Source organism: Spirulina subsalsa CS-330, assembly GCF_028330765.1.
Lineage (GTDB): Bacteria > Cyanobacteriota > Cyanobacteriia > Cyanobacteriales > Spirulinaceae > Spirulina > Spirulina subsalsa_A.
Window position 1 is genome coordinate 1 of the sequence record NZ_JAQMTY010000040.1, and the last position, 11,865, is coordinate 11,865.

10 protein-coding genes and 1 tRNA gene are annotated in these 11,865 nt (G+C 53.3%); 8 read left to right on the plus strand and 3 right to left on the minus strand.

Translation table 11 applies throughout. The features are described 5' to 3' along the window. Window positions 1-442 precede the first annotated feature (442 nt). From PN477_RS02765 to ggt, 3 genes are all read left to right on the plus strand, one after another. On the plus strand, window positions 443-1,432 hold the full coding sequence (locus PN477_RS02765) for an NF038130 family PEP-CTERM protein (RefSeq protein ID WP_272119646.1): 990 nt from the start codon (window positions 443-445) through the stop codon (window positions 1,430-1,432). 150 nt (window positions 1,433-1,582) lie between these two features. Next, a complete protein-coding gene (locus PN477_RS02770; protein ID WP_272119647.1) occupies window positions 1,583-1,960 on the plus strand; it encodes a DUF423 domain-containing protein in 378 nt (125 codons plus the stop codon). Window positions 1,961-2,000: 40 nt separating this feature from the next. Next, window positions 2,001-3,746, plus strand: coding sequence for a gamma-glutamyltransferase (ggt, locus tag PN477_RS02775; RefSeq protein ID WP_417158740.1), 1,746 nt, complete (start codon window positions 2,001-2,003; stop codon window positions 3,744-3,746). A 51-nt stretch (window positions 3,747-3,797) separates the two neighbouring features. Here the strand turns inward: ggt and PN477_RS02780 are convergent, their stop codons facing one another. Further along, window positions 3,798-5,015 carry an AIPR family protein gene (locus PN477_RS02780; RefSeq protein ID WP_272119649.1) on the minus strand — a complete coding sequence of 406 codons (1,218 nt, stop codon included), beginning with the start codon at window positions 5,013-5,015 and terminating at the stop codon, window positions 3,798-3,800. Between the two features lie 163 nt (window positions 5,016-5,178). After that, on the minus strand, window positions 5,179-6,777 hold the full coding sequence (locus PN477_RS02785) for an Hsp70 family protein (protein WP_272119650.1): 1,599 nt from the start codon (window positions 6,775-6,777) through the stop codon (window positions 5,179-5,181). A gap of 149 nt (window positions 6,778-6,926) precedes the next feature. On the opposite strand from PN477_RS02785, the gene PN477_RS02790 reads away from it, so the two are divergent. The 4 genes from PN477_RS02790 to PN477_RS02805 all read left to right on the plus strand — a co-directional run bounded on the left by PN477_RS02790 (window position 6,927) and on the right by PN477_RS02805 (window position 9,429). Then, on the plus strand, window positions 6,927-7,361 hold the full coding sequence (locus PN477_RS02790; protein ID WP_272119651.1) for a hypothetical protein: 435 nt from the start codon (window positions 6,927-6,929) through the stop codon (window positions 7,359-7,361). 15 nt (window positions 7,362-7,376) lie between these two features. Further along, a tRNA-Thr gene (locus PN477_RS02795) sits at window positions 7,377-7,449 on the plus strand. Window positions 7,450-7,890: 441 nt separating this feature from the next. After that, window positions 7,891-8,358, plus strand: a complete 468-nt coding sequence (gene infC / locus PN477_RS02800) for a translation initiation factor IF-3 (RefSeq protein WP_072622856.1) — start codon at window positions 7,891-7,893, stop codon at window positions 8,356-8,358. A 198-nt stretch (window positions 8,359-8,556) separates the two neighbouring features. Further along, on the plus strand, window positions 8,557-9,429 hold the full coding sequence (locus tag PN477_RS02805; RefSeq protein WP_272119652.1) for an Npun_R2479 family HD domain-containing metalloprotein: 873 nt from the start codon (window positions 8,557-8,559) through the stop codon (window positions 9,427-9,429). Window positions 9,430-9,435: 6 nt separating this feature from the next. Here PN477_RS02805 and PN477_RS02810 read toward each other — a convergent pair whose 3' ends face one another. Continuing rightward, window positions 9,436-11,058, minus strand: a complete 1,623-nt coding sequence (locus tag PN477_RS02810; protein ID WP_272119653.1) for a DUF3352 domain-containing protein — start codon at window positions 11,056-11,058, stop codon at window positions 9,436-9,438. 105 nt (window positions 11,059-11,163) lie between these two features. Here PN477_RS02810 and PN477_RS02815 point away from each other — a divergent pair, with 105 nt between their 5' ends. Then, complete coding sequence (locus PN477_RS02815) at window positions 11,164-11,853, plus strand: hypothetical protein (RefSeq protein ID WP_272119654.1); 690 nt, start codon at window positions 11,164-11,166, stop codon at window positions 11,851-11,853. The last annotated feature ends 12 nt before the right edge of the window (window positions 11,854-11,865 follow it).

Below are 11,865 nucleotides of genomic sequence, written 5' to 3' on the forward strand. Positions count from 1 at the left end.
CTAAGTTTTTGTTGTCTGCTGCGGGACATTCAGTGGACGTTAAACAGATGCTTGGGTCGGGGAATCTGGACGGGGTTTCAAGACAGAGATGACTTGAGACTAGACAAACCCAATGAAGCAAGAATCCCCCGTTATAATCTGTGATTTAACGGTGGGAGTGTCAATAATACGGGATTGCATAAAAAGTTTTCGCCAATACCATTAAGATAAAACCACCAGGGTAGTAACGTTGTTGATTCAGAGACTTCATGCAATCTTGATGGTTGTGGGTAAGAAAGTTTACTGAATCTTCACCCATCATTGAAGATAAACCTCTTTAATAGAAAGGGAGAGATATCGTCTGACGAATCCGCCGAGAACAAAACCATGCAGCGATCGTCAGCAGCAGATGGACTGTTCAACGTTGAGAACATCATTCAGTAACCGGGAGAGGATTTTAAAGATGAAACGGACACAGCAATTACTTTTGGGCTTAGCCATTATGACGGGATGTGGGGTGTTAGCCTCGCAGCCAGCTTGGTCATTTAGTATCGACTTTGACGACGCTGAGACCAACTATCGAACCTATACCAACGATCCCGATCCGGATGCGTTATACAACTACGGGGAGTCCGCCGCGATTCGGGCCCTCACCGATGGAGATATCAAAACCAACGTCGAACTGACTTACAAGAGCGAGGTTGTCTCTGAGAATGTCGGATTTGAGGCAACGCGGGGTAACCAAACGGCTAAGATCAGCAGCGTGACGACCGCAGACTGGGATGAATATGGTCAAGCCTGGATGGATGATTTATTCAAGCGCTACAACAGTCTGCAAAGCAGTTGGTCTGGTCTCAGCAGTTCTGCCCAGAGTGTCTTCACGGAGTCGTTTAAATCGGCTGGTTTGGGTGATCCCAATATTGCCGAGTTTTCGCTTCAGGATGATGGTGCGATCGCAATGCAAACCGTGGGTTTCTATGATCTCCGCAGCGTCCTCAGCACCCGCGCCAGTGCCCAACTCGCCAACTACAACACCTTACAACAGCTTGCCGGGGCGAGTCCCCTGCAAAAAGCCGCAGTGGCAGCGAAAGCGGGGATCACCGTCGCCGCTCTGGAGCAACAGATTGCCTCAGCACCGGCTGTGGTTGAAGGGTTAAGCGCCCTTTTGACCACGATTGACAGCTTGAAAGAAGAACTCCAAGCCAGCGAAGTGGCGAAGGTGGAGCGGTATGAAAACGGCATCCTCCAAAGCACAGAATACGCCTACACCTTTGAGGCGGTGTCGTCAGGGTTGACGGCGTTAGATGATGGTGAATCCTACAGTGGCTTGTACAGTTGGTCTAGCCCCGGCACACCCCAAAGTACGGGCACTCCGGAGCCCACCTTCTTGATTGCCTCGGCTGTGGCGGGTGGTTTCTTCTCAGCGGCAAAGCGGAAGCAAAAAAAAGGCTAGGTTTCGACTCCTCTCTCTAAATATTCTCTCTATTGTCGAATGGAGAACTGCGATCGCGGTTCTCCTTTTTTGTTGTGAGCCACGATCGGTACGTCGTTGATCCAGTGGCGTGATTTATCATGGGGCGAGTTGGGATTGAGCAGAGGGAACATGGTACGAGTTTTTTTAGCGATCGCCGCAATTTTGGGCGGCTTATCGGTCTTGGGTGGGGCCTTTGGTGCTCATGCCCTGAAAGAGCAACTCAGCGAGAAAGCCCTCGCCATCTTTGAGACGGGGATTAAATATCAGATGTATCATGCCCTGGCCTTGCTCCTCGTGGCGTTGCTCCTCGGTCGCGCCGAAGCGGGGCAAGGGTGGCTCACGGTGACGGGGTGGGCGTTTGTGGCGGGCGTGGTGGTATTTTCCGGGAGTCTCTACGCCTTGAGCTTTTCGGGGATTAACTGGCTTGGCGCGATCACGCCGTTGGGAGGGGTGGGGTTGATTATTGGCTGGGGTTGTTTAGCGGTGGCGGCGTTCCAGTACCGTTAACACAGCACGAATAAGCAGGGACATCAGTTAGGGCTTCATGATGATGAGTAATAAAACGGTACGGTGGGGCGTGATTGGGGTTGTGGTGGCGCTGTGGGTGGCGTTGAGCGGTGGGCCCATGCGATCGCAGTCGTTCACCCCGATTTTTGACTACAGCGATCGCACCCATCCCGTGATTGCCGAGCAGGGCATGGTGGCCACCCAGGAAGCTCTCGCCACAGAGGCCGGACTGACGGTGTTAAAACAGGGCGGCAATGCCATTGATGCAGCGGTGACGGTGGGGTTTGTGTTGGCGGTGACGTTGCCACGGGCGGGGAATTTGGGCGGCGGGGGGTTTATGCTGCTCCATCAGGCGGAAATGGATGAGACGGTGGCGATCGATTACCGGGAAACAGCACCCCAAGCGGCCACACGGGATATGTTTCTGGACGCGGAGGGGAACGCCGACCCGCAAAAATCGCGGTTTAGTCATTTGGCCGTGGGTGTGCCGGGGACGGTGGCCGGGTTAGCGCAGGCGTTGGAAACCTATGGCACGATCGCCCTGGCCGATGCGATCCAACCAGCGATCGCCCTCGCCCGCGATGGATTTCCGGTGTCCCAAGATCTGTATGAATCCCTCCTGCAAGGGCGCGATCGCCTCACTGCCAACCCCGCCACCCGCGCCATTTTCTACCACGAGGACGGCACGCCCTACCGTGTTGGAGAAATTCTCCAGCAGCCCGATCTCGCCCGGAGTTTGCAGCAGATTGCCGATCAGGGAATTGGGGCGTTTTATCAGGGGGAGATTGCGGAAGCGATCGCCACGGAAATGGCCAACCATGGCGGCTTAATCACCCAGGCGGATCTCGCTGCCTATCGCCCCGCTCGGCGTGAACCCGTCCAGGGAGACTATCACGGTTATCAGGTCTATTCGATGCCGCCGCCCAGTTCCGGCGGCGTGCATCTGATCCAAATGCTCAACATTCTCGAACCCTTTCCCCTGGATCGTTGGGGACATAACAGCGCCAAAACGATTCACCTGATGGCGGAAACGATGAAGCGGGCGTATAGCGATCGCGCCCAATACCTCGGCGATGCTGATTTTGTCGATGTGCCCCTTGAGGGTTTAACCTCGCGGGCCTACGCCGCCGAACTACGCACCCAGATTAATCGCGATCGCGCCACCCCCAGCAGCACGATCAAACCCGGCAACCCCATCCCCCACGAAAGCGACGAAACCACCCACTATGCGATCGTCGATCGTTTCGGGAACGCCGTCGCCAACACCTACACCCTCAACTTCAGCTACGGCAGCGGCATCACCGTCCCCGGTACAGGCATTTTGCTCAACAACGAGATGGATGATTTTTCGGCTAAACCGGGGATTCCCAATGCCTACGGCTTGATCGGGGGGGAGGCAAATGCGATCGCACCGGGAAAACGGATGCTCAGTTCCATGAGTCCGACGCTGGTGATGCGGGACGGCAAGCCTGTTTTAATTACGGGCAGTCCGGGGGGCAGTCGGATTATTACAATTGTGTTACAGATGATTCTGAACGTGATTGACCACGGCATGAACATCGCCGAAGCGAGCGCCGCCCCCCGCATCCATCACCAATGGCTCCCGGATCAGCTTTATGTGGAGGAGGGGATCAGCCCTGATACGATCGCCCTCTTGCGCCTGATGGGTCACGACGTTCAGCCCCAATACGCGGCGGGCAGTGTGCAGAGTATCTTAATCGAGGGCGATCGTATTACCGGAGCCTCTGACCCCCGCAAACCCGATGCGTTAACCCTGGGATATTAATTTGAAGAGTTGGGAAGGAGGTAATACCTCCCTTACCGGATTTACTTCATGCTAAGTTTGGACTTGCTGACTGCTCACTCGCTTATAGATACTTGTTACTTGTAAAAGCTGAGAGTAGCAGGCTTTACTTCTCCCCATTAAATGTGGTTTGCTACCAGCAATTTGCTGATAAGCAGTTTTTGCTGATGCAATTATTTCTTTATCACTAAATAAGCTAGGTGCTTCAATAGTCCACTTGCCATTTTGTTTTTTCGCAAATACAGAAAGAGAGGCAAGAATGGGAAATATGATTCCATCAGGTATGTCAATGACATCACGTCCATCGCGAGATATGCAACGTAAACCAGTTCCCTGAAAGCCTTGATGAGTTTTCCACTTTTTGTGAAGTTGATATGCCTGGGGTGCAATATCTAGGTAGAATTTGTACAATTCTTCGTATCGTTTCTTATTTGGTGATTTTTCAGAATCAGTGCTTTTTGCACTTTTGTAAATCTCACGAAAGTCCTTCAAGCACCGGGCTTTCTGACTGTAGGTAAAAGTTTTATTTGGAAAATCTCCGTCTTTATCTTTTACCCATAACTCAGGTGGAATTAAAGCGGTAATAACCTGAAGTAACCTTTCGGTATCTAAGTACTTCTCTGAGAGCTCGGTTTCAGATGTTCGGAGTTTTTTTCCAGGCAAGTTGGACTGAATTGATTGATCTAGCTCATCTAGCTCACCAAGTCGCCCTGAAATTGAGAGCAGCTTTACGTCGTTTTGGAAGTTACGAGCGATGGATATTTCTGCAATTAATGATTCGTCTGAAGTGATGATCAACTCGAAAGTGATGTGAATGTCTGGAAGTGTCTCACCACTCTTTTCATTCTCAACATCACGAAGGTAGTCTTTCAAGATCCCTTGCGTTTGTGATCCATTAATAATGCTTGGTTCATCTAGAAAAAGTTCTTTGGACTTCTCATTAACTTCGTAGCCACGTGCAACAATTACAACGCCACCGTTTAGAATTGAGAATTTATCAGGATAGTTTGTGAGTGTATCCCGAATTGCTCGGTGAACGGCGGTAGGTGTCTTTCTTTGTCTTCCCTCTGCTCCGAGCAAGTAGTCACGGACATTTTCGTTAGTCGGTAGATCTACAATTGCTTCTATGGGTGCATGTCCCGACAAAACTTTTCTTTGATTTTCTGTATCTTCTGGACAACTAATATTACGAAATGAGTAATACGTGAAGCGAACCCGACTGTGATGCTTTACAGGATCGGAGTATTTCATTTGGTTTTGTACCTTATCTTGAATAATCACCCCTTTTAGAGTCGCTAGTCACTGACTAGGACGGGATGGCTTAACTTAGCCTAGTCTAACTAACAAAAAAGAAAAATAGCAAGTATGTTTGTGAGGTAGACATCTTGTGGGATAGCCATCCCGGCTGTTCAATCTACGATAACTCCGCGACGATCGCATCTTGCAAAAGCAGTTGCTGGGTGAGTAGATCTTCCACGGTCAATCGGAGGCGGCGTTCTGCATCCACCGCAAAGAGGAGTTTGAGGCGATCGCGCCCCGGCACACCCGCCGGGGACAGGGTGGCGATCGTCCTGGCTCCGTCGCGATCGTTCAAGGGTTTAACGGCCACATCGCCACTCTCTAGGCTGCGGGTGACGAGGCGATCGCCATCAAAATACACCTCGGTGCTGCTGGTTTGCGTCCCCAGTTCGCCGATGATCAATTCCACGCTGGGCTGATTTTCCACCGATGCCCCTAACAGGAGTTCAATCGGTTCGGCCATCGGGTAGGGCTGGCCGGCGGGGATGATCGGATGCCAGGCGTGGCGTTTGTCGCGGCGATGCCAATAGCGGATGCCGTAGCTGTGGTAAAGAAAGTCTTTCAGTTCAAAGCCTTGGGCCAGTTGCAGCGCACCGAGGGCGATCGCGCCAAAGGGGTTCTCTGTCCGAATTTTCTCCCGCTCCCCATAGCGCCCAATCCAGTCCCGCACTGCCGGCAGTTGCGTCGTCCCGCCTACCAAGAGCACCGCCCCGATATCCTCCCAATCCACCCCTTGCGATCGCCCCTGCTGCAACACCTGGGTCATCAACGTATCCAACTGCGCAAAAAAGCCCCGCTCGGTCAAAATCGCGTCAAATTCCGCCCTATTTAGCTTCAGGCTGTAACTTTCTAGGGTTTCGTCGTCAAAATAGGCTTCTTCGGCGGTTTTTTGGCTAGAGAGGCGAATTTTTAACCGTTCGGCGAGGCGGGTGGTGAGGGTGGATTTGGGAAGATTTTGGGTGGCGGCGAAGTGATCGACAAGCCAATCATCGAGATCCGAACCGCCTAAATTTTGTCCCGCTTTGGCTAACACTTGGGCGGTTTTAACCCGCTGCGTGGTGCGATCGCCCAGTAATTGATCGCCCCATTTCAAGATAAATCCCAAGGGTTTTGTGCCGACACGCTTCTCCTCCGGCTGCAAATCCACCAGGGAAAAATCCACCGTCCCGCCGCCAAAATCCACCACCAGCACTGTTTTTGTCCCAAAGCTGGCATAGCCCAAGGCCGCCGCTGTGGGTTCATCCAACAGCCGCACCTGGGGAATCTGCAACTCTTGACACACATCGGTTAACCAACGGCGATAGGATTCAAAACTATCCACCGGAACCGTGAGCACCAGGGATTCAATCGGCTCTTGGGCTTGGAGTTGCGTCAAAATCTGCGTCAAAAACCAAGTGCCCGCCTGCTCAAAGGTGATCGTTTTACCATCGAGTGCTGGTAAAAATCCCTGCACCTCCGCCCCAATGCCCCGTTTAAACCGCCGAAAAAAACGTGGATCATTGCGCACATCTAAGCCGCGATCGCACACCTGCTGACCGACTAACACCTGCCCCGTTGCCCCCTGTTCTACATAGAGGAGACTGGGAACCAAGGGCGGATTTTGTAAAAACTGCTGAGTCAGCGGGGGCAATGTCACCAATTCCCCTTGCTTCGTGGTGGCTGAGAGGCGAGCAATGGCCGTATTGCTCGTTCCCAAATCAATCGCAACAATCATGACCGTTTGCTAGTACAAGACTTTGAGGGGCATCATACGCCATGGCCCAAACCCCATCGTACTTTTTTAGCGGCGAAGATTTGTTACATTTTGAAAAAGTACGGTATAACCAATGCTTAAACCCGTGTTAATCGAGAGGAGGATGGCTCGTGAATGCGGCAGAACAAGCCCATAACCTACAACTGACGAGCAAAATTGCAGCGATCGCCAACATATTCAAAACCACATTCCCCGACGCGAAAGCCGACCTCACCCCCTGGCGGAGCGACCCCGACACCCAAGAATGGGTAGACCCCGACTCCATTGATCTCGGCTTCCACTTTCCCGGTTGGAGTCCCCGCCTCCAAGGTCGCAGCATCCTCGTCCAAGTGCGCTTTCACTGCGATCTAGACACCCAAATCCAGCGCCTAATCGGGGTTGAGGTGGCGGCGTTTAATCATCGCGGTGAAGCTTGGCGACTTTCCACCATTGACCATTGGCGAATTGAAGGTCAAGATTTGCCCTACCCCGATGTCACAGACAAGCTGAAAAGCGTGTGCCGTCAGATTTTTGAATTGTTTGCAATCTCTGACTCAGCTTGTTAAGATATCTAACTGGTCGCTAGCATAGCTCAATTGGTAGAGCACCTCACTTGTAATGAGACGGTTGCGGGTTCAAGTCCTGTTGCTAGCTTAGTTTGAAGCCCAATTCAGTTTGCTCTGTGATGAGCTAATGCGATCGCCTTGGCTGATCAGGGCAGCGAGCTAGAAGCTCGCACTCCAAAGGATGACAGCGGGAGTGTGAGCCTCTGGCTCACTGCTCCCAGATCCAGACTCCCAGATCCAGACTCGCAACTGGGGTGATGGATAATATTTAGGGAGAGAGACACGGAGCGTGGATTACTTGGGTAGTCGCCACTCCGATCACCCTGGGTCATGGTTTTCGTGCAAACAGCCCGAACGCTGCGCTCAGATCGGCCCTGAACTTTGGCGTGAGATAGAACCGCCGTCTCTGAAAATCTATATTACGGGTGAGATGAAACCCTGAACATTGCGCTAGGCTGGGAGTAGGCATAGTTTTGAAAACCACACTTAATTACTTTAGGAGGAAAGGACTATCGCTAAGAAACAACTCATGAACCACCAGATCAAATCAACCCATGTGCTTTTGATCGACCACGAGAATAATAATCGCGGCTTGACTGAAACCAGTGAAGCCATGCAACTGGCGAAACAAGTGGGACTGGATCTGGTGGTGGTCTCCACCGATAAAGAAGCCCCCGTGGCCAAACTGATTGACTACGGCAAACATAAATATCAACAGAAGAAACGGCAACGCCAAACCTCCAAACCCACGATGAAAGAGGTCAAACTCCGTCCTAATGTGGGCGATTCGGACTATGGTGTGCGGATTAACCGGGCCACGGAATGGCTGGCCAAGGGGAATCCGGTTAAATTTCAAGTCCGTTTGCGAGGACGGGAACATCAACACCGCGATCGCGCCGCTCAACTTCTCGAACGGGTTATCGAAGACCTCAGTAAAACTGCTACGGTTCAATCCTTTGATCGGCGCAGCTTAATCCTTCAACTTGCGCCCACCTAAGGGTCTGGTTGAACGCAGACTAATTTTTTGAAGGGATTCGTCAACATCCCCCCACAAATCAGAGTGCAACCCCATCACAAGTTTGGTTCACTCTGGTTTGTGTCGCAGGTCAACCCAGGGTTTTTGGCCGTGCAGACCGCAATTGTTTGCTAGAGTTGAAGTGAGCATCATCCACTCCGCCCCGTGATCTAGTTCAGAATGTTTTTTAATGCGACAGAAATTCTGATCGATGAGTTTGTTAAGCGTTTGCGGGCTGCCTATCAACGCACCTATGGTGGCTTAAAGCCAGATTACGCAGAGATTATCACCTGGGCGGGAAGTATGGCGATGGAAAACATTGCCAACAGTGACGCACTCTATCACAATGTCGAGCATTCGATTTTAGTGACTCTGGTGGGGCAAGAAGTGCTCCACGGGCGACATATTCGTGAAGGGGGGGTGTCCTGCGAAGATTGGCTCCATTTTTCCATTGCCTTGGCCTGCCATGATATCGGCTACGTCAAAGGAGTTTGCCGCCAAGATAATGAAGCCGAACGCCTCTACGCCACGGGAAAAAATGGCGAAATGGTTCACTTACCGTCGGGCTGTTCCGATGCGTCCCTGACTCCGTATCATGTGGATCGCGGTAAATTGTTTATTGAAGAACGGTTTGGCGGTCATCGCCTCATTGATGCGACGCTAATTAAACAGAGTATCGAACTGACTCGTTTTCCGGTTCCCAACCAGGATGATCATCGCTGCACCATGGATTATCCGGGCTTGCTGCGAGCGTCTGATCTAATTGGTCAACTCAGTGACCCGCGCTATCTCCGTAAAATTAACGCGCTGTTTTATGAATTTGAGGAGACGGGGGCCAATGCGCTGCTGGGGTTTAAAACGCCGGCGGATTTACGGCAAAATTATCCTCAATTTTATTGGCACGCGGTGTATCCCTTCATTGAGGATGCTCTGCAATATTTAGCCTTAACCCAAAAGGGCCAGCAGATTATCGCCAATCTTTATGCAAATGTGTTCAAGGTGGAACATGCGATGGCGACGGAGGGCAAGGCTCCGTCGTTTCCGTTGGCGTGATCGAGTTTAGAAGAGGCTGAGGTTAAACAGGAGGGTGGCGCGGCTGATGCCGTCGGCTTGGCCGGTGCTGGTGAGGGAGAGCGATCGCACATGTTCCAAAATGGGTTTGGCGGCCACTTCAATCACCTTGACGACGGGGAATTTTTCGGTGATCAGGGGTCGCACTTGGGGCCAATCGAGATACAGGAGGCCATTGTTGGGGGTGGGCAGGGGAGCGATCGCTGCCTGAAATGCCTGGCTGGTGGCGAGGTTGGCGCGGCGCGATCGCACCAAATTACTCACCACATTGAGGGAATTGGAAAGCACGAGATAGTCGTCAAGGGTGGTGTAAGCTCCCTGCACCTTGGCGGTAATCTGGCCCCCGGCGGCGGCCAGTTCGGCCCAAGCGGTGACGGGTTGGTCTTGAATACTGACGGTGCTGATCGTCAGGTTTTGGGCTTGGGCGCGGCTGTCGAGTTCCTCTAGGGCTGCGGGGGTTTGCTCCGTTTGCCGCGTGACAAAGACCCAATCCCGATTCGGCAACACCGACAGGGCATAATCCCCCGTCACCCAGGGAAAAATCGCCTCGGTGGGGTCAAGGTCGGGGGTGAATTGGGTGAGGGCGGTGGTGAGGAGGGACACGACGGGGCTGTCTGCGCCGAGGCTGGTGGTGATCTGCTCCCAAAACTGATGGAGGTCTGTACCGGCGGCGGTGAAGCTGGTTTTGGGGGGGAGGTATTGGAGAGCGGTGACGGGGGCGGTGAGGCTGGGGGGTTGAGCCTCTTCGGTGGCAATGCCCGCGACGGCGGTATCAGCGATCAATCCTTCGGGGCTGAGACCCAAGGCGAAGGTGAGGGTGGGAATGGGGTCGGTGGGTTCGGTGTCGAAGGCTTTCGCGACGGCGAGCAGATTGAGGTAGGCGACGCCGATGCGGGGGCGGTTGATGGGGGCGAGGGCCTGTTGATAAGCGGTGCTTTGGGCAAGGTTTAAGGCGGGAACTTGGACGTTGTTAATTGCATCGCGGAGGACTTTGGGATGGTTGGCGAAGAGGACGTAGCGATCGCCCACGACGGCACTGGCTAAATTTGCCCCTTGACCCTGACGGGCTTGGCGGTAGATCAGATTCACACCTTTGTACTGTTCAAAGACGAGATCCGCTTCACCCGCGATCGCCCCTTTGGCGTAGAGAATCTGCAAGAACTCCCGCGCCCGCTCGCCATCCTGGGCCGCCACGGCCAACAGATAGCCCATTTGCGCCCCATTATCCGGGTTGCGATCGTAGTCCAGGGAGGTGATGGCCACGGTGATTTCGTCACCGAGCCAGCCTTGAATATCGCGGCGATAGTTGAGGCCCGTTTGGGCGAGGAGTCCTGCTTTGAGGCGATCCAGTTCTTGACGGGTGCGAGGGCGATCGCCCAAGGGAGTCCCCACCTGCACCAAGGATTCTAAACGAGTGGGATTCACCAACAGCGACACCATCAGCGGCGACTGTTTCGGGATGAACATGGCCGCCGTTGGGGTCGCCTCCACGCCGCCATCGTTGAGGTTTAGCGGGCTTTGGGCCAACACCCAGGCCACACCGCCCCCGGCGATCGCCAGCAGCACCAACACCGCCGTAAGGAGCGCGATAAAAAATGATCGCAACGTCATAGCTTTTCCATCCCTAACAGTCTTCTGCTCTTCATTATTTCAGGTTGCGCTACCCTTAAGCAGTGCCGCGCTCAACTTCATCCCCTTCACTCTCGTTCCAAACCGATGGTTTTTCAACTCGAAGAAATTGTGCCGTGGGGGCGCTCTAGTGCAGACTACCACGCCATGTTTAACCTCACTGATGCAGATCTTGCCGGGGTGATTCTTGATTGTGCCGGCGGCCCCGCTAGTTTTAACGCCGAAATGACCGAACAGGGACACCACATTATTTCCTGTGACCCGATCTATCACTATTCCCCCGCCCAGCTTGAACAGCGGATTGAGGCCGTCTATCCGATCATTGTTCAGGGAATGGAGCAAGCGCGGGAGCGATTTAACTGGCGACCGGGGGAAACGCCGGAACGTTTAGGCGATCGCCGCCTCCTCGCCATGCAAACCTTTCTCGCGGATCTCATTCCGGGGAAAGCCGCCCAGCGGTATCAGGTGGCAGAATTACCCTCGCTCCCCTTTGCAGATCAACAGTTTACCCTCGCCCTCTCGTCTCATTTGCTCTTTACCTATTCTGAGCAACTTTCCCTAGCGTTTCATCAAGCGGCGTTGGTGGAATTGGCGCGGGTGGCGGCGGAGGTGCGGATTTTCCCGATTGTGGAGAATTTCACGGGGGAGCGATCGCGCCACTTCAACGCGGTTTATGATTCCCTCACCACTCAGGGCTATCGCCTCCACCTCTGCCCCGTCTCCTACCATTTCCAAAAAGGCGGCAACGAAATGCTCATCATCCAGCCGCCCACCTGAATCATCACCGCC

Coding starts and splice junctions, on each gene's coding strand:
- PN477_RS02765 (WP_272119646.1), top strand. CDS start 443: ATGAAACGGACACAGCAATTACTTTTGGGCTTAGCCATTATGACGGGA.
- PN477_RS02815 (WP_272119654.1), top strand. CDS start 11,164: ATGGTTTTTCAACTCGAAGAAATTGTGCCGTGGGGGCGCTCTAGTGCA.
- infC (WP_072622856.1), top strand. CDS start 7,891: ATGAACCACCAGATCAAATCAACCCATGTGCTTTTGATCGACCACGAG.
- PN477_RS02785 (WP_272119650.1), bottom strand. CDS start 6,777: ATGATTGTTGCGATTGATTTGGGAACGAGCAATACGGCCATTGCTCGC.
- PN477_RS02805 (WP_272119652.1), top strand. CDS start 8,557: ATGTTTTTTAATGCGACAGAAATTCTGATCGATGAGTTTGTTAAGCGT.
- PN477_RS02780 (WP_272119649.1), bottom strand. CDS start 5,015: ATGAAATACTCCGATCCTGTAAAGCATCACAGTCGGGTTCGCTTCACG.
- ggt (WP_417158740.1), top strand. CDS start 2,001: ATGATGAGTAATAAAACGGTACGGTGGGGCGTGATTGGGGTTGTGGTG.
- PN477_RS02810 (WP_272119653.1), bottom strand. CDS start 11,058: ATGACGTTGCGATCATTTTTTATCGCGCTCCTTACGGCGGTGTTGGTG.
- PN477_RS02770 (WP_272119647.1), top strand. CDS start 1,583: ATGGTACGAGTTTTTTTAGCGATCGCCGCAATTTTGGGCGGCTTATCG.